The 23,494-nt window shown below is 51.0% G+C and carries 19 protein-coding genes and 2 pseudogenes; 9 read left to right on the top strand and 12 right to left on the bottom strand.

Features of this window, described 5'->3' with window-relative positions:
- Window positions 1-163: 163 nt before the first annotated feature.
- From QEH53_RS01395 to QEH53_RS01370, 6 genes are all read right to left on the bottom strand, one after another.
- The gene (locus tag QEH53_RS01395; RefSeq protein WP_309021326.1) at window positions 164-769 is read right to left on the bottom strand and encodes a response regulator transcription factor; all 606 of its coding nucleotides are present in this window, start codon (window positions 767-769) and stop codon (window positions 164-166) included.
- A 171-nt stretch (window positions 770-940) separates the two neighbouring features.
- The gene (locus QEH53_RS01390; RefSeq protein ID WP_309021325.1) at window positions 941-1,192 is read right to left on the bottom strand and encodes a hypothetical protein; all 252 of its coding nucleotides are present in this window, start codon (window positions 1,190-1,192) and stop codon (window positions 941-943) included.
- A complete protein-coding gene (locus tag QEH53_RS01385) occupies window positions 1,141-2,505 on the bottom strand; it encodes a glycoside hydrolase family 2 TIM barrel-domain containing protein (protein WP_309021324.1) in 1,365 nt (454 codons plus the stop codon). Before QEH53_RS01385 ends, QEH53_RS01390 begins: the two co-directional genes overlap by 52 nt.
- On the bottom strand, window positions 2,505-3,650 hold the full coding sequence (locus QEH53_RS01380) for a sugar-binding domain-containing protein (protein WP_309021323.1): 1,146 nt from the start codon (window positions 3,648-3,650) through the stop codon (window positions 2,505-2,507). The genes QEH53_RS01385 and QEH53_RS01380 overlap by 1 nt, the downstream gene beginning before the upstream one ends.
- A 1,318-nt stretch (window positions 3,651-4,968) precedes the next feature.
- Window positions 4,969-5,385 carry a transposase gene (locus tag QEH53_RS24340; RefSeq protein WP_369426398.1) on the bottom strand — a complete coding sequence of 139 codons (417 nt, stop codon included), beginning with the start codon at window positions 5,383-5,385 and terminating at the stop codon, window positions 4,969-4,971.
- Between the two features lie 64 nt (window positions 5,386-5,449).
- On the bottom strand, window positions 5,450-6,268 hold the full coding sequence (locus QEH53_RS01370) for an AraC family transcriptional regulator (protein WP_309021321.1): 819 nt from the start codon (window positions 6,266-6,268) through the stop codon (window positions 5,450-5,452).
- A gap of 95 nt (window positions 6,269-6,363) precedes the next feature.
- Here QEH53_RS01370 and QEH53_RS01365 point away from each other — a divergent pair, with 95 nt between their 5' ends.
- The 5 genes from QEH53_RS01365 (at window position 6,364) to QEH53_RS01345 (ending at window position 14,360) form a co-directional block, all read left to right on the top strand.
- Window positions 6,364-7,218, top strand: a complete 855-nt coding sequence (locus tag QEH53_RS01365) for a sugar phosphate isomerase/epimerase (protein WP_309021320.1) — start codon at window positions 6,364-6,366, stop codon at window positions 7,216-7,218.
- Window positions 7,219-7,252: 34 nt separating this feature from the next.
- Window positions 7,253-8,362 (top strand): Gfo/Idh/MocA family oxidoreductase, encoded by a 1,110-nt coding sequence (locus QEH53_RS01360; RefSeq protein WP_309021319.1) that lies wholly within the window; start codon window positions 7,253-7,255, stop codon window positions 8,360-8,362.
- Window positions 8,363-8,479: 117 nt separating this feature from the next.
- A complete protein-coding gene (locus QEH53_RS01355) occupies window positions 8,480-11,950 on the top strand; it encodes a PVC-type heme-binding CxxCH protein (RefSeq protein ID WP_309021318.1) in 3,471 nt (1,156 codons plus the stop codon).
- Between the two features lie 39 nt (window positions 11,951-11,989).
- Complete coding sequence (locus tag QEH53_RS01350) at window positions 11,990-13,534, top strand: MFS transporter (RefSeq protein ID WP_309021317.1); 1,545 nt, start codon at window positions 11,990-11,992, stop codon at window positions 13,532-13,534.
- A gap of 508 nt (window positions 13,535-14,042) precedes the next feature.
- Complete coding sequence (locus tag QEH53_RS01345; protein ID WP_309021316.1) at window positions 14,043-14,360, top strand: hypothetical protein; 318 nt, start codon at window positions 14,043-14,045, stop codon at window positions 14,358-14,360.
- Here QEH53_RS01345 and QEH53_RS01340 read toward each other — a convergent pair.
- Complete coding sequence (locus QEH53_RS01340) at window positions 14,357-14,533, bottom strand: hypothetical protein (protein ID WP_309021315.1); 177 nt, start codon at window positions 14,531-14,533, stop codon at window positions 14,357-14,359. The two genes, QEH53_RS01345 and QEH53_RS01340, sit on opposite strands and share 4 nt — an antisense overlap.
- Window positions 14,534-14,801: 268 nt before the next feature.
- Between QEH53_RS01340 and QEH53_RS01335 the strand changes: the two are divergent.
- Window positions 14,802-15,796: pseudogene (locus tag QEH53_RS01335) on the top strand (IS4 family transposase).
- 16 nt (window positions 15,797-15,812) lie between these two features.
- Here the strand turns inward: QEH53_RS01335 and QEH53_RS01330 are convergent.
- From QEH53_RS01330 to QEH53_RS01320, 3 genes and pseudogenes are all read right to left on the bottom strand, one after another.
- Entirely contained in the window at window positions 15,813-17,234 is a 1,422-nt protein-coding gene (locus tag QEH53_RS01330) for a ThuA domain-containing protein (protein WP_309021314.1), read from the bottom strand.
- A 210-nt stretch (window positions 17,235-17,444) separates the two neighbouring features.
- Window positions 17,445-18,233, bottom strand: a pseudogene (locus tag QEH53_RS01325) (IS5 family transposase).
- A 95-nt stretch (window positions 18,234-18,328) separates the two neighbouring features.
- Entirely contained in the window at window positions 18,329-18,877 is a 549-nt protein-coding gene (locus tag QEH53_RS01320; protein ID WP_309021313.1) for an XRE family transcriptional regulator, read from the bottom strand.
- A gap of 329 nt (window positions 18,878-19,206) precedes the next feature.
- On the opposite strand from QEH53_RS01320, the gene QEH53_RS01315 reads away from it, so the two are divergent.
- Entirely contained in the window at window positions 19,207-21,951 is a 2,745-nt protein-coding gene (locus tag QEH53_RS01315) for a PVC-type heme-binding CxxCH protein (RefSeq protein ID WP_309021774.1), read from the top strand.
- A 279-nt stretch (window positions 21,952-22,230) separates the two neighbouring features.
- The gene (locus QEH53_RS01310; protein WP_309021312.1) at window positions 22,231-22,563 is read left to right on the top strand and encodes a cupin domain-containing protein; all 333 of its coding nucleotides are present in this window, start codon (window positions 22,231-22,233) and stop codon (window positions 22,561-22,563) included.
- A 180-nt stretch (window positions 22,564-22,743) separates the two neighbouring features.
- On the opposite strand, the gene QEH53_RS24335 is transcribed toward QEH53_RS01310, so the two are convergent.
- A complete protein-coding gene (locus QEH53_RS24335; RefSeq protein WP_369426411.1) occupies window positions 22,744-22,845 on the bottom strand; it encodes a hypothetical protein in 102 nt (33 codons plus the stop codon).
- Window positions 22,846-22,887: 42 nt separating this feature from the next.
- Here QEH53_RS24335 and QEH53_RS01305 point away from each other — a divergent pair, with 42 nt between their 5' ends.
- Window positions 22,888-23,064: a hypothetical protein gene (locus tag QEH53_RS01305; RefSeq protein WP_309021311.1), complete on the top strand. Its 177-nt coding sequence runs from the start codon at window positions 22,888-22,890 to the stop codon at window positions 23,062-23,064.
- 255 nt (window positions 23,065-23,319) lie between these two features.
- Here the strand turns inward: QEH53_RS01305 and QEH53_RS24330 are convergent, their stop codons facing one another.
- The gene (locus tag QEH53_RS24330) at window positions 23,320-23,463 is read right to left on the bottom strand and encodes a transposase (protein WP_369426397.1); all 144 of its coding nucleotides are present in this window, start codon (window positions 23,461-23,463) and stop codon (window positions 23,320-23,322) included.
- Between the last annotated feature and the right edge of the window lie 31 nt (window positions 23,464-23,494).

Below are 23,494 nucleotides of genomic sequence, written 5' to 3'. Positions count from 1 at the left end.
TCGCTGGGCCTGACTCGCCGCTTTCTGCAGCATAAATATCTAGGTTAAGCGCCTAGAGTGGCCGCAGGAGCAACGTCCAAATCTGACGGTTCATGTTGCTGAATTTAGAAAGCATCGAAAAGTCTTAGATGAGCGAACTCCGGTTACCAGATGAACTCCATTTTCAATCCAAATGAACAATCCCATGCCGTATCGCTGCAATAGCTGCTTCGGTCCTATCCCTCACTCCAAGCTTGTTGAAAAGAGTTTTGAAGTGCGACTTAACTGTTTCATCTGATATCCCCAGACTCGTCGCTATTTCCTTGTTGCTCCGGCCTTTGATAAGAGTTTCTAGGACTTCCTTTTCGCGCGCTGTGAGTTGTTGGCGTTCCGCTCGTTGAGAGAGACGCTCAGCAACTTGACTCGGCAATATCTGGTCGCCATTGAAGACCTTTCGGATAGTGCCCGTAATAACCTCGACCGCCATATCTTTGAGCAAATAGGACTTTGCCCCCGATTGAATCGCACTGTGGATATCCTCGTCCCAGTCGTAAGTGGAAAGCACAATGATCTTGGCTTCCGGATGCCTTCGGCAAATAGACATTGTCGCTTCCACCCCTCCAATACCATGCATTCTTAGGTCCATGAGAACCACATCAGGCAGTTTCTCGTCATAGACTCTAATCGCATCCTCCCCACTCGAAGCCTCTGCCACAACTTCCATTTGCGGCTGGCTTTGGGCCAAGGCTATTATACCCTTTCTCATCGATGGATGATCGTCTGCGACCATTAGACGAATAATCCGTTCTTTTTGCCGATTCCGGCGATGAGTCTTTTGTAAATTCTGGAACTTCACTCGAGTAGGTTTCGGAGTTCGTAAGCGTCAAAAAGCTCGAATAGAGCGTGAGGATTGGAAGTGAAGGGATCTGAAATTTCAGCTGGATTGCTGAAAAAGAGGATTCTACTCGTCGATACTTATTGATAGGTTTGATGACTCGAGGCCATTTGCTCTAAAGGAGACAGTGACTTCCCCGTGGTCCGCGGCGGCCTGTACGAATGCAACTAACTTGCCGTTATTCACTGGAGCTCTGTTGTCGCGGTGGTTTTCTGAGGCGTCACTGGAGGCGTTCTCAATAGCGAGTAGCTTGCCTTGGCTCTCGACTAAGCAAGTGATCTCCTGACTAGCTTCTGCGTTTCTGTCGTCTTCTTCCATACCGCATGGGTTTGTGGCATACGGTAACCGAAATCATTGTCGGTTTGGGTGCGCCAGAAGTTTGGTCGAAGAGCTTCCTTGAGAATGTTCTTGTCCGAGTCATTCAGTTCGGAAAGTGCTCCGGTCTGCGAATCGAATACGACTTTTAAGCCTGAGCCATTGATTGTCAGGTTCTTACCCTCAAGTTGCGAGCTGATCGATTCTTTACTGATTGGCATATCGGCTGCAAACTTGTATGAAGACAGAGCAAATTGCTCTGCGGCTAATTCCGATCCAACAGAAAGTAGGGGTTTTTCAACACGAAGATTCGCCCGTAGGTTTAACAAGAACTCGCCGCTCGTCTGATCAAAGTTAGATCGATTCAAGTCTACGCGACGGGATCCACCTGGAGCAATATCAAGTTCCGATAGCCCTCCAGTTGCGTAAGGTTTTCCGTCCTTCGTGATTTCCCAGCTGATTATGAAATCGCTTAGATTTTTGAAATCGTAACCGTTCGCAATTTCGATAGTATTCGTTTCGAGGGCGAAGTTGCGGAACTTGATGAACTGATAGACCTTCTTGACTTCGAACAAAGCCGGATGGGGAGTACGATCTGCGTCAATCAAACCATTGAGGCAAAAGTTGTAATCGTGCTGTAGGTGCTCGCTACCGAGTTGTGCGCCGTAGGTCCAGTAGTCTTTACCGTTTTCGTTTTGGGCTAGAATGCCTTGATCGACCCAATCCAAATTGAAGCCCCCTTGCATTATATCATATGACTCGATCACGTCCCAGTAGTCTTGGAGGTTTTCTACGCTATTGCCCATGGCGTGAGAGTATTCGCACTGAATGAGTGGGCGTCCGGGAGTGTTCTCAGCGTATGCGATCATGTCCTCGAATTTCCAATACATTGGAACTTGGAAATTACTATTCGAGAAGTGTGTGGCGCCTTCGTATTGGACTGGTCCGCTTGATTGGCCCGATTTCAACCAGTTGTAGGAAGCGACCTGATTTTGACCATTTCCTGCCTCGTTTCCAAGAGACCAAATGATTATGGATGGATGGTTCTTTGAACTCTCGTACATGCGTTCGGTGCGGTCGAGGAAAGCACCGGTCCATTCGGGCAGATAAACTGGATGAACAGTCATGTCAAAGGGACCTTGGTTGGTCGTGCCCATGCCCTGAACCTCTATATTTGTTTCGTCTACGACGTATAAATCTAGACGATCGCAAAGAGTGTAGAATGAATCCTTCTTTGGATAGTGGCTACAAAGTATGTCGTTGATGTTGTTTTCCTTCATTAACTGAAGGTCCTTCAACGTGATCGATTCTTCCATTATGTGACCTTTAATGGATGATGGTCATGAAGGTTCACACCTTTCAGGTAGTCTTCCTTGCCGTTGACGAGGAGTTGGGCGCTCTTTATCTCAATGCGTCGGAAGCCGACGTCGAATCGCGAGAATTCGGATTCGCCATTCTTTGGTTTTGTAACCACCTCCAGTGAATATAGCTCTGGTGTCTCGGCGGTCCACTTTCGGACATTGGAGATATCTCCATCGAAAGTGACAGTCTTGTTTCCGTTGGCTGGCACACACAATGACTTGTCGAATTCAAGAATCTTCTTATTGCCGTCGAGAAGTTTTGCGGAAATTGAAATCGTTTGGGTTTTGTCCTCTGTGTTTACGATCTCGAATTCGGTGACAAATTTGCTGGTGCTGAACGAGTCGTCTAGATCTGCGATTATTGTAAGATCCGTTAGCGTTGCGGTATTGGTGGCGTAGAGCCAAACGTCACGCTCGATGCCATTCAGGCGCCAGAATTCCTGATCCTCCATATAGCTCGCGTCAGACCAGCGATAGATTTCTACAGCGAGAAGTCTATCGCCCGTTTGGAGAGAATCGGTAATATCGAATTCAGCCTCTGACTTGCTCCCTTCGCTGTATTCAATTCTCTGGCCGTTTACCCAGACATACATAGCCCCGCTGACTCCTCCGAAGCAAAGGTAAACCCGCTGTCCGTTCCACTCGCTGGGAATAGTGTATTTGTGTCGGTAACTTCCTACTGGATTGTCGGAATGGTCGATGGACCGTGGGGTTTTCGGGAACGGATTGATAATGTTCGTGTAGATCGGAATTCCGAATCCTTGTAGCTCCCAGTGCGAGGGGACGGAGATTTGATCCCAGCTAGAGGCGTCAAAGTTCGGATTTTCGAAGCCAATCGGTCGCTCGCTAGGTTTGGCGGCCCAGTTGAAGCTCCAGTTGCCATTTAGGCTGAAAATTTTTCTGGATTCTTCTTTCCGATCCTTGGTCGCTGCTTCGGGGATTTGATAGCGAGTGAAGAATGCATGTGGGGCTTCACGGTATATTTGGAAAATCTCGGGATTCTCCCATTCGTGATGAATTCCGTTGGCTTTACTCGAATTGCAGTTGAGGGTAACCAGAGAGAGGATTAGGGCGAAAGAGCGTTTCGGGAAGAGTTTCATTAGGGTTGGAATTTTGCTAATCAATCTGGAGCCAATGCGGTGTCGGTACGATTGACTGAGTTACTCAAAAAGAGGGCCAGATGGCTGTCGTTTTCGTCTTTGCAGACCGATTCACTAGCTTAGCGGAAATCCGAAATCGGAGTTATCAATTATGTATCAGAGTGCTATTGAATATTTAGCGCTCTACATAAGGAGTTGGTGTACAAAAGCTTGTGGCTTATTGAAATAATACCTAGAAAAAAATTGGGATCTGGTGACTGGACAGACCCGTTTTCTGTACATTTCTGGTGTTAATAAACCTCATCTTCCTCGTGCCCCGACTTCTAGATACACTACAATTCAGTTTGCTCTTTTGGCTCGGCATGCTCGGGCTTTTGGCAAGCTTGGTGCATGCGCGTCTTTATACTCCCGTTCGTGGAAGCGCTATCGAAGAGCCGTGGCGTTGGAGTTCCTTGGAAACGTTGAAAGGCAAACCTATCGTTTGCGCGGCAACCGATGAGGATGGTGCCCTGTGGATGGGTACTACCACAGGGTTGGCGAGTTACGACGGACAAGCTTATTCGGACCACCCCTATGGCAATGTGGAGGAATTCGGTTTATGCACTGGCGTGATTCCATCTCGTTGGGGGACAATATATGTAACGACAGCGACGGAACTTTTTGTCTGGTCGCAGAGCGAGGGTGGCTGGAGTCAGCTATTGCCCTTTCCATGTAATCTGAGAACTCGAAATATAAGAGCAGTCTCGACCAAGGAGGGTTATGTTTTTTTGCCCCCCCTCTGGGCTCGCCCACATTAATGAGGGCAAATTAACGTTGTTAGGCGCCTTGCCTCGTTCGGTTGTTAGCGTTGCCCCTAGATAAGGGCGATGCTCTTTGGATGAGCACTCTTGACGACAGAAAAGTATACACTTGTTCTCTTCGAGGCGATCGCTCTCTGGAGGATTTGGATAATTGGCGAGTTTACGATACGATGCCAGGACGGAGTCCTCGTATAACTATGCTGTGCGTCTGGAGGAACGGGGCTGACGATTTTGTCGCGATACCAGTCGATGTTGCTGCCATCAAAATTCGGATACGATATTTAATTACAACTCGAGAACGATTAAAAAAGCTGTTTCCGAATCGGCCAAGTTAGTCGAATTGATCCCGAGTGATACCGTTGTGGTGGATAAAGATCGTGGATTTTTGGAGCGTGCCCGACAAATCGTGTTGAATAATCTTCAGAATACGCAATTCGATGTGGAGAATTTAGCTGGTTCTTGGGGGATGAGTTGTATGACTCTATATCGGAAATTGAAGGCTGTGACGGATCTTTCTCCTAGTTTTTTTCAGAAGCGTTCGATTTAAGTTGGCAGCCTCTGGGTTGGAATTTGTTGGGATGACTCCTTGAATTAGGACCTGTTGAAAAGTTAGTCTGGTTGCCGCACGATACCGGACAATGAAAAAGAAGCGATACAACGCTGTGTATCATCACCTCGGAGGAGCAGGTTTTACTTTCTCGATCGACGGTCAGCCTGCCTTGCTGCGAGAGCCTTTCGAAGGTTCGTTCCACGACCCATCGGCGAGGCAGCAACTTGAAGCCCTCGGCCTTGTCGCTTCTGCGGATTATCTCCAGCTCGACCTTGCGATGTCTTGGAATCTCGGATACCCATTGGACGAACTTCCCGTCGTCTCCCTCGTTCGCCCAAAGCTTGCGTATGCACCCGAACGCGGTCTCGAACTTGCCTAGAACCATTCGAGCCCTGTCCTGGTCCTGGACCGACGCCGAGTGGACCGCGCAGGCAAGCCGTATCGATCGCCTAAATAGGGGAATTATGATTTGGATTCCCGCTATCGCCTTGATGGCTTTGGAGAGCGCCATGGGGTAGGGAGCTGGTAACTTTGGTAAGCTCCCGTCGAAAGCGTTTGCGAAATTTAAGTGGGGTGGTGCCGAATGTCGAACGGAAGTGTCGGATAAAACTGCTGTGATCGTAGAATCCGCATTCGTAAGCAATTTCAGTGATCGGCATGTCGCTTTCACGCAAACGGTCACTAGCGATGATGAGGCGAAGGCGCACGATGTAGCGCCGGGGACTGACGCGAAAAACCGAGTTGAAACGACGCTCCAGTTGACGTTGGGAAAGCCCGATTTTGCGAGCCAGTTCGGGAATCGAAATCGGGTTGGCGTAGTTTTCCCGGATGTATCTAACAAGTTGATAGATCGGGTCTTTGGCGTGAGAGAGAATTCGCTCGTAACTCTGAACGACTCCGCAGACGCCGATGGCTTTCCCTGATATGTCGCAAAGTGGTAGCTTGTGGGTGGTGAACCACTCAGGCAGGCCTTCGCGGGTAGGGAAGAGCTCTACGAGATTGGTCAGCGGCTCCGCATTTTCGAGTACTACGAGGTCGTCGCGATGGAATTTACGAGCCATATAGGCCGGGAAAATTGCGTCGTCGCTCAGCCCATGCAACTGTTCGGCGGAGCAGAAGCCGCAGTGCTGAGCAAATTCCTGATTGCTCATCACGATGCGGAGATCGGCGTCTTTCACGAAGAACATGGTCCTCGGCATCACATCGAAAATCCGATTGATAGACGAGGTCGGATCAAGTTGATGAAATAGCGATTCTACGGGTGACATGACGAAAAATTACAATTTTTAGACTCATAGATACAAGCCAATTGGGACCTCGATCCGATAGAATTCTGCCACAACCCAGTCCCTGATACCCAACTATGAAATTTGGAGCTAGCACTTGGCTTTGGACCTCGCCCTTCGATGGATCCGATTTGTCTATTTTAAAACAGATTGCCGAACTTGGGTTCAGCTTCGTGGAAATTCCGGTAGAGGATCCGACTGCGATCGATAGATTTGCGATCAAAGCGGCAATGGTAGAGTATGGCCTTGAGACGATAGTTTGCACTGCGGTGGACGAGGAACGGGACTTCTCGAGTCCCGAACCGTCTGTGGTGGAAACGGCACAACGTTATTTCGAAGACTGCATCGAACTCGCGAAATTGTGGAGCAGTCCGTTGGTGGTTGGCCCTTTGTACGCACCGGTGGGAAAGGCACGACTTTCGACAGAAGGAGAGCGACAGCTGGAGTGGGAGCGCTCGGTGGCCAACCTCCGCCGTCTGGCCGCTACCGCAGGAGAGGCTGGAGTGAAGCTCGGGATCGAGCCGCTCAACCGCTTCGAGACCGACATGATCAACACCGTGGAAGATGCGATGAAGATGGTGGAGGACGTAGCCAGTCCGCACTTAGGCGTTTCGCTCGATAGCTTTCACATGAGCATCGAGGAAGTCGATTTTCGCGAGGCGATCCGGCAGGCGGGAGATTCTCTGGTGCACCTGCAGGTTTCCGACAGCCATCGCGGAGTGCCGGGCGATGGAAATAGCGACTGGGACGGATTAAGAGCCGGCCTGCAAGACATCGGATACACCGGCAAGATTTCGATTGAGAGCTTCTCTCCCGATAGTTCGAGCTTGGCCGAAGCAGTATGTATCTGGAAGCGGTTCACGCCGACTCAGGACGAGTTTGCCGCCAGAGGACTGCAATTTTTAAAATCATGGTACGCCTCCGTGCGATGAGCGTACTGAAGCACAACCCCAAAAAGTGAATACTATGAACGTAGCGATTATCGGACTCGGATTTGGAGCGGAATTTATCCCGATTTATCAAGCTCACAAGCGGAGCAACATGTACGCGATCTGCCAACGGAGTGAAGCTAAGCTAAACGAAGTCGGAGATCAATTTGGCATCGAGAAACGTTATACATCCTTCGACGACGTGTTGGCTGATCCGGAGGTAGACGCAGTCCACATCAATACTCCAATCCCAGATCACGGTCCGCAGTCTATCAAAGCGCTGAAGGCGGGTAAGCACGTGGCTTGTACGGTGCCAATGGCGACCTCGATCGAGGACTGCGAGAAAATCGTGGCTCTGACGAAGGAGACTGGATTGGTCTACATGATGATGGAGACGGTGGTCTACAGCCGCGAGTATCTCTTCGTCAAAGCGCTCTACGAAAAAGGTGAGCTGGGGCGTATCCAGTTTTTGCAGGCAAGCCATCAACAAGACATGGCGGGCTGGCCGGGGTACTGGGATGGATTGCCGCCGATGCACTATGCGACGCATTGCGTGGGTCCGGTTTTGGGGCTACAACGTAAGTTGGCCGAAAAGGTTTCATGCGTCGGTTCTGGACGTATCGCCGAGTCGCAAGCCAAGGTTTACGGATCGCCGTTCGCGGTCGAGTCTTGCCATATCCAGATGAAGGATAGCGATGTTTCGGCCCGCATCTATCGTTCGCTATTCGAGACGGCTCGCCAGTATCGGGAGAGCTTCGATGTGTACGGTTCGAAGAAGTCTTACGAGTGGCCGCTGATCGAAGGAGAGGATCCGGTAATCCATACTTTAGGTAAGCCCGAGCCGGAAATCCCCGAACACACGCCAGTGCCCGACTATGCACATCTGTTGCCGGAGGAAATTCAGCACTTCACCGGTCGCGGGGTTTATGACGCGGACGAACATCAGCATCTTTCTTTCACTCAAGGAGCGGGACACGGAGGCTCCCATCCGCACTTGGTCGATAATTTCATTTCGGCGGTTTTGGACAAATCAAACGCGTATCCAAATGCTGTGGAGTCGGCCAACATCAGTTGCGTTGGCATTCTGGCTCACCAGTCCGCGATGGAAGGAGGCGTGTTAAAGAACATGCCTGCCTTTGCTCTATAGGTTGAGTTCCCAATCGGAGCCAGCCAGTATTATTCTAACGATCAGAACCGAGACAGCTTCGTCTGTTGTTTACCGATGACCTCACCCCGCCGTTTTTGCTTATCCCTCCTTGTCACGGTGTGCACCGTGTTAACCTTTTTACCGTTTTCATCTGCCCAATCCGCGGGCGATGAAGGCGTGATCGACCTGCTCTTCATCGGCCACGGCCAACGCGAGGGCAGTGGCTACCATCTATCGCATCTCTTCGCGCCGGTCTTCAATCGCTCCCTAGGTGGCGAGAAAATCCGTATGAAGTATGTGGAGACAACCGATGTTTTAAACACGGCTGACTTGGCGGAGGCCGATGTGGTCATGCTCTATGCAAATTACTCGGAGATCACCACCGAGCAAGAGAAGGCTTTACTAAGTTTCGTGGAAGACGGCGGGGCGTTTCTGCCGGTGCACTGCGCGAGTGCTTGTTTTGGACACTCTGAGGCATTTGTCGATTTGGTCGGGGCGCGGTTCAAGAGTCATGGATACGAGGAGTTCTCGACCCGCATCGCGGAAGGTCACGAGGATCACCCGATCGTCGAGGGCTACGAGGGATTCGTCACAAAAGACGAGACTTACGTGCACGCTGATCATAACGACGAGGGGCGCGAGGTGCTGATGTACCGCGAGGACGAGCCTTGGAGCTGGACTCGCGAGCAGGGCAAGGGGCGTGTCTTCTACACCGCCTACGGTCACGATATGAATACCTGGGGGCAGGCGGCCTTTCATGATCTGATGATTCGCGGAATTCTTTGGGCAGTGGGGGACGAAAAGCGCGAAGCGAATCGTGAGCTAGTCGCGTCGTTGCCAAAACTTGAATACACGGAGGCGGATACGATTCCCAACTACCGTCAGCAAAGCCCCGCTCCTCAGTTGGCAAATGCGTTTTCGCCTGACGATTCCGAAGCGCTCAGCATGGTATCGCGTGGCTTCGAACTGAAGCTCTTCGTTGGCGAACCGGATATCGTGAATCCGATCGCTTTCGCTTGGGACGAGCGCGGTCGGCTGTTCGTAGCGGAAACCGTCGACTACCCGAACAACGTCGACCCGAACCAGGAAGGCAACGACCGCATCATCATCTGCGAAGATACTGACGGCGACGAGCGGGCGGATAAGTTTACCGTTTTCGCGGAAGGTCTAAATATCCCGACGGGCCTGACTCCGGTTGATGGCGGCTGGATCGTTTCGCAAGCGCCGCATATGCTCTTTCTGAAAGACACTGACGGCGATGATCGGGCGGACGTTAAGTATCCAATCAATGACTACTGGGGAACCCGCGACACGCACGCCGGACCTTCGAATCTCCGCTACGGTTTGGACAACAAGATTTGGGGCGCGGTCGGTTACTCGAATGTCAACGAAACGACTCAAGGCGAATTCGGGCAAGGCGTCTTCCGTATGGACGCCGATAGCGGTGTGGTGGAACCGATCGGCATGTTTAGCAACAACACTTGGGGCCTCGGGATCAGCGAGGACTTTGAGATCTTTGGTTCGACGGCGAACAGCGCACCGGCTTGGCACGTGCCGCTGTGGCGTCCCTTCACTTACGAGCGAAACGAGAAGATCCCGTCGCGTCTGTCGGCTCGCATTGATGACTTCAGCCAAATCTTTCCAGTTACCCACCACTTCCTGCAAGTCGATGGACATGGTCGCTACACCGCTGGTTCGGGCTTCAACATCTATACGGCTCGATCGTTTCCGGAGTCGTTTTGGAATCGGGCCGCATTTGAAGGTGGACCTACCGGACATGTGCTCGGGCAGTTTCTGCTTGAGGAAAAGGGGAGCAGTTACGTGGCTCACAACAGTGGTGCGATCCTCGCCTCGGTCGATGAATGGCTTTCCCCTGTATTCACCGATGTAGGACCGGATGGTCAGCTGTGGGTGGCGGATTGGTATAACTTTATCATTCAACACAATCCGAGGCCGACCAAAGGACGGGCCGGCTTCGAAGGTGAAATAGGACTCGGTAATGCTCACGAAAATCCGCTGCGCGACCGCCATCACGGACGCATCTACCGGATCGTCGCCAAAGATTCGATACCGAGTCGTAAATTGGACCTTGCCGATGCGACGACTGAGGAACTCGTTGAAGCCCTCTGGAATGATAACATGTTCTGGCGTACGACCGCTCAACGCATCCTCGTCCGCGAGAAGCGTCGGGAAGCGGTTCCGGCATTGCGAAAGATCCTACTCGAAGACGACTCGGTAGACGCGATTGGATTGAATACACGGTCGATCCACGCGGTCTGGGCCTTGCAGGGACTCGGTGCCTTTAACCTCGATTCGTCGCAGGACGAGGCAGCGGTCAAGAAAGCTCTGGAGCATCCATCCGCGGCGGTTCGCAAAAACGCAGTGATGGCTCTGACCGAAACGGGTGGCGAAGAAGAGTTGAGCCTCGCGGCTTCTCTCGTTGGCGATGACGATGCGAAGACTCGTCTCAAAGCGCTGCTCGCTCTCGGTTTGCTGCCTTCATCGGAAGATCTCGTGGATACAATCTACGAAAACCGGGATACGCTTACTCGTGACGAGTACCTCGCCCAGGTCTTTGCTTATGCGGCTTTGGAGTCTGCGGATTTATTCGCGACTCGATTCTTGAGCGATACCGAAGGCGGTTCCTCCGAGTATTTTGCCCGCTTCGATAACATGCAGGATTTGCCGGAGTTTCTAACGCTTAGCGAATATTTCGCCAAGCAAGGAGGCGATCCAATTGAACTGATTGGGGATTGGCAAAAGCTGCCGCCGAGTTCGGTCGGTGTCGTTGGTCTAGTACTTTTGGATACGTGGAATAAGGCGATGCGGGAGCCTAGCGAGGTAGAACGTGAACTCCTGCAGGAGTTGGCTTCCGCATCCGATCCGCGTTCCCAAATGGAGCTGCGCCTGCTTACGGCGGGGCTCGACCTGGAATTTGACAAGGTCGACGAAGCGGAGTTTGCCGAGCTGACCAAGAAGCGGACATTTTCGCCCGATATCTGGGGCTGGGGCCGCGAAACTGATGGAGAGGAGATATTCGCTCAAAATTGTGTGGCTTGCCATGGTTCGGACGCGACCGGCGATTTCGGGCTGGGAGCCCCTTCGCTTCGCGGCATGGAGAACTGGTATTCTCAAGGTCAGCTGCAGAAATTCCATGCTGGCATTCGCGGTACCCATTTCAAAAACCCACGCGGTATTGCGATGAAGAGTGCTCTCCAGTTTCTGGACACGGAGATTGAGCCGAATCGAGCGATCTCCCATATCGCTCATTATCTCGTATCCCTCGACGAGGTTTCCCCCGAAAAAACCGAAGCGGGCGACCTAGAGCGCGGCAAGCAGCTCTTCGCGAGCTGCATGGCCTGTCACGGCGCTGATGGTCAAGGAAACGAGGATCTGCTAGCTCCCAAGCTTACGGGCAAGCAGGACTGGTACTTGATCAAGCAGCTCGAGGATTTCCGCTCCGGTGCTCGTGGTGGAGACCCGCGTGATGCTAAGAGCATGGAGATGGCGACCTTTGCTAAAATCCTGCCCGACGAGGCGGCACTGAGAGATGTCGTCGCTTACATACAAAGTTTGAATACAAAATAGCTTCTGCAGCGCCCAAAGATACTGATCCCCTGACACCCCATGCCTGAAAAATCTATCAACGCTCAGCGGCTCTTGTGGGCCGGCTTTACTGCAATCCTCGCTACCGGAATCGGATTCGCGGTGCGAGGAGGAATCCTCGATAACTGGGGGGCAGAGTTCGGCTTTACCTCGACTCAACTCGGCGTGATTAGCGGAGCGGGGCTGACGGGGTTTTGCTTTGGGATTTTCGTCGGTGGTCTTGTGGTGGATACACTGGGTTATGGTAAGTTGATCGTCGCCTCGTTTCTATTGCACATCCTGTCGGCGGTGGTGACTTTTTCCGCGAATGCAGGGATGGGGATCGATGTCGCGTACCAATATTTGTTTTGGGGGACCTTCATCTTCGCCCTGGCTAACGGATCGCTAGAGGCGGTGGCTAATCCGTTGGTCGCCACCCTGTTTCCGGAGAATCGTACCCATTACTTGAATATACTGCACGCGTCTTGGCCACTCGGCCTCGTCCTCGGGGGAGCGGTTGGTTGGCTTCTCGACGACCGGATTAACCTATCCTGGAAATTGCAGTTGGCGATCTTCCTCGTCCCGACCGTGGCTTACGGTGCGATGTTTCTTGGACAACGCTTTCCGAGGTCCGAAGCTGCAGAGAAGGGCTTAAGCTTGGGGGACATGTTCAAGGATGTGGGTGTCCTCGGCGGACTGGTAATCGCTGGTATGTTGATACTTTTCTTCCAAGCGACCTTTCCAAGTCTCCCGCTTTGGCTGTTGCTGGTAGGAGCGATTGTGCTGGTTGCGTCGATCGCGAAGATCACGAGTTTCGCTATGGGTTCGGTGCTGTTGTTCGTTTTGTTCGGTACGCACATCATGGTCGGTGCAGTGGAGCTGGGCACCGATGGATGGATACAAAATATCACCGGTAGCATCTTAAGCTCGGAAGAGGGGAAGGCCCTCTTCGTTATCACCTCGCTGACCATGTTTGTACTTCGTTTTTGCGCAGCGTGGATCGAGCGTAATCTGAAGCTCTCGCCGGTCGGTTTGCTGCTGGTCTGTGCGGTCCTCGCATTTGTGGGACTCAACATGACAAGTGGCATCGAGTCCTTCTCCGGAGCAGTTTTGGCGCTTCTGATCTACGGAGTTGGTAAGACCTTTTTCTGGCCGACGATGCTTGCGATCGTGGGAGACCGTTTTCCCAGAACGGGTGCGATCGCGATCAGCATCATGGGCGGACTTGGCATGATGTCCGGTGGCCTGATCGGTCTACCAGGACTTGGATACGCCAAGGATCGATTTGCCAGTGAGGCGCTGCAGGAGCAGGCACCTGCGGTGTATCAAGAGATGAAGGCTGCCGACTCGAACTCCTGGCTCTTCTTCAAGGAAGTGACCGCGGTCGACGGCAAACGCTTGGCCGAAGCAAAGGCGGCGGCAACACCGAACGACTCGCAAATCGCTCTCGTGGAATCGAGTCTCGAAGGCGATCGAAAGACGATGCGCATCGACTCATTTATTCCAGCTTCCATGGGATTCATCTTCTTGGCCTTGTTGGTGTACTTTAGGGCTAATGGGGGATATCGCCCTATTTCAATAGATTAAGACGGGGGAGGCTCCACGAAAAAACAACCAAAAGGTCGGGGATTTATCCGGCGAATGGACATCCGGTAGGAATTTAATTAGGAGGTTTTTGGTTCCACTATCTACCTAGAATTGCTTGGTGGTAAGCGATGTGTCAGGTCTCTAATCCCCAGTAATGTTTGACTCTGAGGATTTTCTGTAACGATCGATATTCAGATTTTTTGGACACTTTGATAAATTAACTTATTGATTGTCAGTTTCTTAAACCCTTTAAACATATTTTCATGACTAGGCCGCGTGGACAAATTGTTTAATTGATTTAAGATGTTGGATTGCAACGTCATCTGAGATCTCATAATAGTATTCGATGTCAGAGTACAAAGCCGACGAGATGCCCTCGGGTATTCGCGAGGAGCTAAAAAAATAACAACGCTTACCGCCAAGAGGTAAGCGGCCGTCGCGGCCGCCCAAGCAAGAGTTTCGACCGGACCTTGAATGGAATATGGTGGGTTCTGTGCACTGGAGCGATGTGGAACCAGAGCCTGATCGCTTCGGGCTGCACAACTGCGTGTGGAGGTGCTTCCGCCGCTGGTGCGAATGCGGGATGTGGGCATGGATTCTCGAACGAAACTCTGGCCGCTATAGCGACTATTCGGTTTCGGTCATGCTCGACGCGTCGCATGTGAAGGCCCATCAGGATGCTTCGAAGCATCCACTTTCCCCTGAACAGCAGAAGCTTGGAAAGACCAAGGGCGGTTGCAACACGAAGATCTCCGCCGCGGTGAACGTGGTCGGATTGCCCTTGAGCATGCGACTGGTTTGCGGAAAACGAGCACGACAGTATTAGCGCTGTGGATACGAGGACTTGTGGATGGCAGCTTCCTGCTTGCCGACAAGGCCTACGACAGCGACGCGATCCGTTGCTATGTCGAGGACTGCGGCGGCATCGCCGTGATACCTCCGCGAGCTAACCGGAAGCGAAAAATCGAGTATCTCAAGAAGACTGGAAAAACCAGACATCGTGTTGAAAACTTCTTCGCTAAGATAAACCGGTACAGGAGAATCGGCACTCGCTAGGACAAGTTGGAGAAGACCTATATGGGATTCGTAAATATCTCTGCATTAGCGGATTGGATTAAATTTGATTTTGTCCACGCGGCCTGGTGTCCAACTAAGGACGGGTTCAGGTTCTGTAAGTTAATGTTTTTCAATTTGATAGGTCGGTTTTTAGATGTCACGCATTTGAATCTGCTTTGGTTTTCCCGGAGGCTTATTGAGACTGGGCGGCGTGAACTCCGGCAGCCTCGTTTTCTCTCAAATCGTCGATATCATCGATCGAAAACAACTCCAGCGATGCGTATCCAAGTATCCGATGCCGAGGGCCTCGAGGAGCTTCTCCGCACGCGACCAGCTCCTTTGCATGCTCTTCGCTCAGCTGACTTATCGCGAGAGTCTCAGGGACATCTAAGCATGCCTTCGCTCGCAAGTCCAGCTGCTTTACGCCATGGGCATCCGCGGGGCGGTTTCCAGAAGCAACCTCGCCTACGTCAACGAGAAGCGGGACTGGCGCGTCTTCTTCGAGCTTGCCGGAATCCTCATGCGAATGGCTCGACTGTTGTATTCGAGGGAAAGACCCACGTCGTGAACGCCCTGGACTGGATCAGCTTAGAGGCCGGTGCCTTCTACGTGATGGATCGCGGGTACCTCGACTTCGGACGTCTCGCCCGTATCGACTCGGCACGCGCCTACTTCGTGATAAGGGCGAAGTCGAACATGAGCTTCTACGTCAAGGAGTCCAGAAGCGTGGACAAGTCGACCGGTCTGAGAGCGGACCAGACCATCAGGCTCAACGGGGCGAAGACCAAAGGCCTGTACGGATCGAACTTGAAGCGTGTCAGCTATGTGGATACATAGACGGGGAAGGCACCGGTCTTCCTCACCAACAACTTCGAGCTCGAGGCGGCGGTCGTGGCGAAGCTCTACAAGGCTCGCTGGCAGATCGAGCTCTTCTTCAAATGGATCAAGCAGAACCTGCGGATCAAGTCCTTCTACGGCACCAGCGAGAATGCGGTGAGGACCCAGATCTGGGTCGCCGCTTGCGCTTACCTGATGGTGGCCATTCTCAACAAGACGACAGGTTTGGACGAGAATCTGTCCAGAATCCTGCAAGTCGTAAGCGTCTATATATTTTCGAAAGACCCTATCCATCAGTTATTTATGAAAGATGATACAAGGAGTCCAGAAATCGATAACCCTAACCGGTTGATGTTCAATGACTTTTAGTTGGACGCTAGTGTCCCTAGAAATCTAATTTCTCGAGAGCAGAGCGGGCGGCGTGTTTTACTTCTTCGTTTTCGTGGGTCAGATACTCCTTTAGCTTTTCAACTGGTTCTTTGTATCCACGTTTTCCTACAGCTTTGATGAGTTTCGGAAGATTGCTTTCGTCAAGTTTGTAGAGAGCAACTGCAATAGCCAGCGTAGCGTCCCCACTCGGGTTGTTCTCGAGGATCTGTAGTGCCGCGGCGAAAGTATCTTCAGAGTAGAGCAAATTTGAAAGGGTTTGAATCGATTCCTCGGTGGCCACTTTGCTGAGTTGCTTAAGTACGAACTGCTTGTTTTGCTTCGCTGATGTCGTTTGAAGAAAGCTGAGAAAGGTCTGTTCCAAAGCCCTTCTGTCTGTTTCGTTTAAACTAGAGAGGCTTGTCATGGTAGAGACGATACGACTTTTCAATTCGTCGCCGAAGGGAGTCTGCTCGCGTTCCGATATCGCTCCTAGCCGCTCCGCTATTTCGAGGACCCCTGATGCGGTGGATTGGATTTGGTCGCGCGTTTTGCTTGTGGCATCCGGAGCTTCTAAATCTCCGAGCGCATATTGAATGCCATCTAGGAAGTGATGCAAAACGATAGGGTTCCAAAAAATGTGAGGATCGTGGCCGAGAGAGCAGTAGAAGACCCGCCCTTCGCCATACGAACGGATCCAAGAAACGGGAAAATCCAAATCTCTTCGATTGATCTGGGAGAGGTGCTTGTGCGCAATCGGAGTTTTTCTTTTATCTAGACTCACGAGCACCCTGACGTTTTCGCGGGAATAGGGAGCGCAGAATTGATAGATCTCGTCCTGCACTTCGAATGATGGATCGGCGAAAGCGTGCGTGAGCGGATGCCCCGGTTCCTCAATTTGCAGCGTTACCTTTTCGTGCCAGGGATGTCCATCGAACACGCCGCCGAGCATCGTTGCGCCTTCGGGCCAATCGCTATTCCATCGTTCAATAAAATTCGTGGTTGCCGCGTGGATACCAATGAAACCTTTCCCTTCTCGGACGAAGCTTGATAGACCTTCCTGAATGCTTTCGTCTCGCAAATAGTCGAGTCGGTTCGAGTTGTTGAAGAGGACTGCGTCGAATGCCTTGAGACGTTCAGCGGTAAGCATCTCCGGATCATAGGTCTGGACGACTTCGAATGCTCCAGAATGTTTTGCCAGAGCCTCAAATGCCCGCATCCCGTGCGGAGTGGATTTGTGATTCGCCTCAATCCCTTTGCTGAACACCAGCAATTTGCGAGGTCTGAGGGGGGGGGCTGTGGCTTTGAGGTTTGCTGCACTCTCGATCCTCTTCGCTTCGTTCGCAGGGAGGTCTGGCCAGGGGCCTTCAAACTTCGCGTGGCCGCGAGATGATAGGGTGCCGGCGATAAGTAAAGCTGCGGTAAGGGGTAGGAATTTCATGGTTCAGATTGAGCGAAGTACGTGGTTGTTTTGTATTCATGAAAATACTACGATTCACCACACTATGTTTTTCGAGCTGACAGTTTAGTGTGGTCAATGGTGTTGCTCAAATTTCTTTTCGCAAGAAATAAGTTGAATAGGATTCAACTTATAGAGACGAATTGGGTAGCTCGCTGGTGCTGTAACCTCTTAGATACTGTCCAATAGGTCCTAATTTGCGAGTCTTCCAATCATGAGTCTGATCATCGCCAAGTGTATCATCACCTCGGAGGAGCAGGTTTTCCTTTCTCGGTCGACGGTCAGCCTGCCTTGCTGCGAGAGCCATGCGAAGGTTCGTTCCACGACCCACCGGCGAGGCAGCAACTCGAAGCCCTCGGCCTTGTCGCTTCTGCGGATTATCTCCAGCTCGACCTTGCGATGTCTTGGAATCTCGGATACCCGTTTGACGAGCTTCCCGTCGTATCCCATGTCCGCCCAAAGCTTGCGTATGCACCCGAACACGGTCTCGAGCTTGCCTAGAACCATTCGAGCCCCGTCCCGGTCCTGGACCGACGCCGAGTGGACCACGCAGGCAAGCACGAGTCCAAGTGTGTCCACGAGTTAATGCCTTTTGATTCTCTTAACCTTCTTTCCTGCATCATATCCGCGAAGGCCGGGGTGGCCAGCAGCTCGCACGCTCTGCGAGTCGATGATCGCGGCAGTGGGAGTTTTTTTACCGCAGCGGTAGCGGACGTAGCCTCGAAGCTCGTCATGGACCTTCTGCCAGGCGCCTTCGCCCTTCCACTTCGAGAAGTAGTGGTAGCAGATTCGCCACGGCGGAAGATCCTTGGGTATCATCCTCCAGGCTATGCCGCTTCGCACCAGGTAGAAGATCGCGTCGAGCGCGCGCCTCTTCTCGTATCGGGGTGGCCGACCGAGTTTCGCTGCCCCCGGTATCAGCGGTTCGATTAGGCTCCACTCGCTGTCGGTCAGGTCGCATGGATATGGTTCTTTTTCCATCGACTCACTACAGTAAGAAGCTTTTTGGAAAAAGCGCTAACAAAGTGCGTGAAAACTCAATTAAATACTGTTCTCATGACTTTTTGGACAGTCTCTTAGCCCACGAATACTGCGATGTACTGAACTTTTTTCGAAATAGGTTCAACCTTGTGTACTTTGCTGGAATCGAAGTAGAGGCTTTCGCCCCGCTTGAGTTTGTAGCATTTCTTTCCTACCCAGAAGTTCATCTGGCCGATTAACACGTAGATGAATTCTTCACCGGGATGCTGGAGCGAATGCGTCTGAAGCTTGCCTTTCTCTGCGACAAACATGAAGGGTTGCATCGTCTTTCCTGCGAGTTTTCTGGCGAATGGGTAAGCTTGATAGCCGACTTCGGTAGTCGTCATCTCGTTTTCGAAATCGGGAGATTCAAATACCGAAGAACTCGAGCTTCGGGCTTTGGCATTGAAGAGTGCGCTCGTTTCCAGGCTGAGAGCATCGGCAATTCTGGCTACGGTAGCGATAGCAGGCATCGCTTTGTCATTCTCAATTTTTGATATTAAGCTTTTAGAGCAGTCGCTTCTGTCAGCTAGCTGCTGTAGCGTCAGTTTTTGCTCTTTCCGATACTTGCGGATTTTTTGTCCGATTTTTAGTTCTTTCTCCATCTTGGGAAACGCTTGAAATTCTGGTTTTAAAAGTTGAACTGTGTTCAACATTTCTTCTTGCACCTCTTACTTTTCTGATGCCTACTTGTTCCAGCGTATCGGATCTTGGATACGTGTGGATCTGATTTAAGTGCTTGGGTGTTCTTCATCTGGTAGTGTGTCGGTCACGTTTTATGTAACAATATCCCTCTCTCCAATTCGCGTTCTAGTACACTATGGTCCTATTCGACAAAGAAAATCTTTCTTTTCGCTGCATAGCTTTATCACGGCCTGCCTTCGTAGCTACGCTCTTCACACTCTTGCTTTGCAGAGTTACTGCCTTGGAAACGGTGCAAGTCATTCCCGGTGAGGGTCCCATTCGTGTTTTGTTTTTGTCAGACCCGCCGGGAACGCCTCTCAGTGCAGACACGTTTTTTCCGAAGCTGACTAAAGCTCTGGGACATGACGCTATCTATTTCGATTATCTACGTTCACCGGCTGTTGCTCTCTCGGATTACGAATACCTTAGCAAGTTCGATGTCGTTCTCTGGTTCAATGGCCACGACCGTCTCGAGCAGAAGGAAGCGATTAACCTAAAGAAGTTTGTTGCGAGAGGAAAAGGTCTACTCTTACTCGGTGATACGGTGGCGTATCCTCAGTTTACGGACTATTTGGAGTCAGGAGTACCGATATCCAAACCTAACCTACAACGCGGTCAAGTCTTGCCTGTCGATGCCGAGCATCCGTTTCTGAGGTCCAAGATTGGAGAAGCTCCTAAATGGCTGATCGATGGGTCTGGATCAGATTCACTATCTAGCATTATTCAAGAGTTTGTTCCCTCTGATGGTGAGGAAGTAAGGCTTTCGTGGACAGGCCTGAGCAAAGTTGGTCAAGGTCGGGTAGCTTATAGTGGATACGGAAACGATGCAGTGACTTGGAGCGACTCAAGTTATCAGCAGTTAATTAGGAACGCGATTCTTTGGCTCTCTGGAAAAGAGAGAGTCGAGCGTTGGTGGAGTTTTATAGAATCTCGAAAACCTCTCCGTTATGAACCTCGCACTGACATACCAAATTTTGAGGGGGTGCCCGGGGGATTCCAGTTTCAATTTCCGATGAACGCTGAGGATAGCTTGAGCTATTTCCAAATTCCGGTGGGCTTTCGTTTGGAGTTATTCGCCTCTGAGCCAGACATCATGAATCCAATATATATGGATTGGGATGAGAGGGGCCGCCTTTGGGTTGTGCAGAGTGTTGATTACCCGCACTATATGAAAAAAGACCAAATCGGTAACGATTCCATCCGTATTTTGGAGGACACCGATGGGGATGGAAGATGCGATAAGATCACTTTGTTTGCTGACAAACTCAATTTGCCGACTTCGTTCACCTTCTCGAATGGCGGAATTATCGTAGCTCAGGCGCCCTATTTTCTCTTTCTAAAAGATACCGATGGTGATGATCGAGCCGATATACGCGAAATCGTTATGGACGGATGGGGGACGACCGATACGCATGCAGGTCCGTCCAATCTCCAGTACGGTTTAGACAACTGGATTTGGGGTGCGGTCGGCTATTCTGGATACTCTGGTTCCGAGCGCTTTATCGAAACCTTCGGAAATGGTGTTTACCGGTTTCGATCGGACTACACTGATTTAGAGTTTCTCTACCAATGTTCTAACAACACTTGGGGCTTGGGTTTGAACGAGGCAGGTGACGCTTACGGGGGAGGTGCTAACGGAGCTCCTAGCTATTTTGGATATCTGCCGGTGACTTCTCTAGCGAAAGAGGGACAGTCGGCGAAAATGGTGGCGAAAAATCGGATGTTGGCCAGTATCACTACAAATATACGGCAGACCAATAATTTCGGTAACTTCAGCGGAGCTACCGGACATTTCTTCGCGAGTTCCGACCGTTTCCCTGAAGAATGGAGGGGCAAGACTTTCTTTATTGGAGGCACCACTGGACACGTAGTGAATCGCTTCACCGAGGTCCGTGACGGAGCGGGATATATAAGTCAAAATGAATTTAGTATGCTCGCGAGCGCGGATGAGTGGGTTTCTCCATCCTGCGTACGGGTGGGGCCAGATGGAGTTCTTTGGATACTCGATTGGTATAATTTTATACTACAACACAATCCGATCGCGACTACTGATGTAGGCGGATACAATGCCATCAAAGGTGAAGGGAATGCTCACATCAATCCCAACCGCGACAATACGAGGGGTCGCATTTATAGGATGGTTTGGGAAAAAGACTATTCTCCCAAGACTAAAAGTTTAGAAGACGCATCAGCAGAGCAACTCGTCGAAGCTTTAGACGATGATAATCAGTTCTGGCGTCTCACAGCCCAGAGGTTGCTTGTACAAACGAAGCAAGTTCAAGCGGTCGAGTCCCTTGAAATTAGGCTTAAATCGCCGGGTGTCGGTGCTATTCACGCATTTTGGGCTCTGCATGGCCTCGGAAAACTGAGCGATGATTTACTTGTTTTAAGTTTGAACAGTGTAGACGCGTCTATGCGACGGAATGCGATAAAGGCGCTAAGTGAAGATGAATCCGGGTTGAATATTATATTGAGAAAAGATGTCTCCGTATTTCTTGATTCAGACCCTCACAATCTACGCACCCTCTACAATAAAATCGCGGTACTCCCCAGTTCCGAAAGACTTACTGAGCGTTTGAGGGAGATACGGTTCGATGAAAATTCGAGCCCTGAGCTTTTGGCAGCCCTAAAGAATATGCTAGTTCGACATCCGATTTCGGCAGAGGGCGCGATCAAGAGTGAATTTGATGTTGCGGCAGGCGATGTAGAAGAGGGTCGAATTATCGCTCTACAACATCCGTTTGTCAGTTGTCGCATCTGCCACAAGCTTAGCAGCGATGATGGTTATCGTGGCGCTGACATGGGGCCGCCCCTTGAGGGAATTGCCACACGGAAGTCGTCTGATTATATACTGGAAAGTTTACTTAAACCGAATGCGAGTATCGCGGAAGGTTATGAACACTTCAAGGGAGCTTCACCGATGCCTGCATTGTCGACAGTTTTGAGTGACAAAGAAATATCAGATTTAATGGCTTACCTGCTGACCTTAAAATAGAAAGGGATAGATGATGTTGCGAATTAGAAATGAAACTTCTAGAAAACTGCACAAGCTCTCGGTAATCGTTTTTTTTAGCGGCGACGACAGTAATAAGACTTCATGCTCATGACACGCTTGTGGAAGAAGCCTCTACCGCGGAAATAGAAGAAAAAATTCAGAGCTTACGAGACGGTAGTAGCGTAAGCCGGAGAGTTTATCGGTCCGGTGTAGCCGAGGAAGCGATCGTACACGAAGACTGGGGGACTCTAAAGTGGGTTGCTGGGGGAAAAATTGGAAATGCCGAAGGGTCTGACACTGGGTATCGTATCGTTTAAACCAGGAGACGGCGGAGCTAGACACATCCACTTTAAAAGTGAGGAGATTCTATACGTTCTCGAAGGGCGAGTAAAACAGTCTTGGGGCGACAACTATGTTATCCTTGAGGAAGGTGATACCTTTGGGGTTGAAAGAGGTGTACCCCATCATGCGGAGAATATTGGAGACGAGCTAGCCCGAGCGGTTGTCGTATACGACTCTGCGGTTCGCGATTACGTAAAGGAGTTAGACTATGAAGCCGACCCCGAAGCTTTTCCCGAGATAAGGGTTCCTTTAGAGATCAATCTCGAGTAGGCGCCTCAGAGTTGAAAGCTTGTGGTGGGAGGGCTTTGCCCGTCAATCGCAGTTTATATCTTGCACATACGGAAAGCAGAGACCAATGCGTATTCCGATACCTATTTGCGTAGTGTAGTTGTTGAGCTTTGAAGGCAATTGCTTTGGAGTCCTCGGGTAATGCAGTTCGGAAAAATAGCTTTAGGCCGTGTGGACAAAATCAAATTTAACCCAATCCACTAATGCAGCGATATTTACGAATCCCATATAGGTTTTCTCAAGTTTGTCATAGCGAGTGCCGATTCTCCTGTTCCGCTTTATTTTAGCGAAGAAGTTTTCAACACGATGCCTGGTTTTTACAATCTAGTTGAGTTTCTCGATTTTTCGCTTCCGGTTAGCTCGCGGATGTATCACGGCGATGCCGCCGCAGTCCTTGACATCGCAACGGATCGCGTCGCTGTCGTAGGCCTTGTCGGCAAGCAGGAAGCTTCCATCCACAAGTCCTCGTATCCACACGGCTAATGCTGTCGTGCTCGTTTCCGCAAACCAGTCGCATGCTCAAGGGCAATCCGACCACGTTCACTGCGGCGGAGATCTTCGTGTCGCAACCACCCTTGGTCTTTCCAAGTCTTTGTTCCTCTGCTGTTAATGGATACTTGGAAGCGTCCTGATAAGCTTTCACGTGAGTGGCGTCGAGCATCACGGCCACGCCTTCGAGCGTAGGATGGCGAGGATTTCCTCCTAGACGCCGAACTTGAACCAGCGGCTAAACGCGCGCTAAACGCTGTTCCACTTTCCGAATCGGGCAGGAAGCTGGTTCCACATTGATCCGGTGCAGAGTATCCACCAAATGCCGTCGAGTGTACCATCGAGGTCCTTATAAGGCCTGCCCAGAGGCTTGGTGCTGGAAGCGCTCCTCAACCCATTAATTATTTGGGTCTTTCGAATAATT

The organism is Pelagicoccus sp. SDUM812002, assembly GCF_031127835.1.
Lineage (GTDB): Bacteria > Verrucomicrobiota > Verrucomicrobiia > Opitutales > Opitutaceae > Pelagicoccus.
This window is presented reverse-complemented; position numbering and strand designations above follow the sequence as displayed.

What these genes read in the sequence shown, in the direction of transcription:
- QEH53_RS01395 (WP_309021326.1), bottom strand. Translation starts at nt 769, where the DNA reads ATGGTCGCAGACGATCATCCATCGATGAGAAAGGGTATAATAGCCTTG.
- QEH53_RS01390 (WP_309021325.1), bottom strand. Translation starts at nt 1,192, where the DNA reads ATGGAAGAAGACGACAGAAACGCAGAAGCTAGTCAGGAGATCACTTGC.
- QEH53_RS01385 (WP_309021324.1), bottom strand. Translation starts at nt 2,505, where the DNA reads ATGGAAGAATCGATCACGTTGAAGGACCTTCAGTTAATGAAGGAAAAC.
- QEH53_RS01380 (WP_309021323.1), bottom strand. Translation starts at nt 3,650, where the DNA reads ATGAAACTCTTCCCGAAACGCTCTTTCGCCCTAATCCTCTCTCTGGTT.
- QEH53_RS24340 (WP_369426398.1), bottom strand. Translation starts at nt 5,385, where the DNA reads ATGGTTCTAGGCAAGTTCGAGACCGCGTTCGGGTGCATACGCAAGCTT.
- QEH53_RS01370 (WP_309021321.1), bottom strand. Translation starts at nt 6,268, where the DNA reads ATGTCACCCGTAGAATCGCTATTTCATCAACTTGATCCGACCTCGTCT.
- QEH53_RS01365 (WP_309021320.1), top strand. Translation starts at nt 6,364, where the DNA reads ATGAAATTTGGAGCTAGCACTTGGCTTTGGACCTCGCCCTTCGATGGA.
- QEH53_RS01360 (WP_309021319.1), top strand. Translation starts at nt 7,253, where the DNA reads ATGAACGTAGCGATTATCGGACTCGGATTTGGAGCGGAATTTATCCCG.
- QEH53_RS01350 (WP_309021317.1), top strand. Translation starts at nt 11,990, where the DNA reads ATGCCTGAAAAATCTATCAACGCTCAGCGGCTCTTGTGGGCCGGCTTT.
- QEH53_RS01340 (WP_309021315.1), bottom strand. Translation starts at nt 14,533, where the DNA reads ATGTCTGGTTTTTCCAGTCTTCTTGAGATACTCGATTTTTCGCTTCCG.
- QEH53_RS01330 (WP_309021314.1), bottom strand. Translation starts at nt 17,234, where the DNA reads ATGAAATTCCTACCCCTTACCGCAGCTTTACTTATCGCCGGCACCCTA.
- QEH53_RS01320 (WP_309021313.1), bottom strand. Translation starts at nt 18,877, where the DNA reads ATGGAGAAAGAACTAAAAATCGGACAAAAAATCCGCAAGTATCGGAAA.
- QEH53_RS01310 (WP_309021312.1), top strand. Translation starts at nt 22,231, where the DNA reads ATGCCGAAGGGTCTGACACTGGGTATCGTATCGTTTAAACCAGGAGAC.
- QEH53_RS01305 (WP_309021311.1), top strand. Translation starts at nt 22,888, where the DNA reads ATGCCTGGTTTTTACAATCTAGTTGAGTTTCTCGATTTTTCGCTTCCG.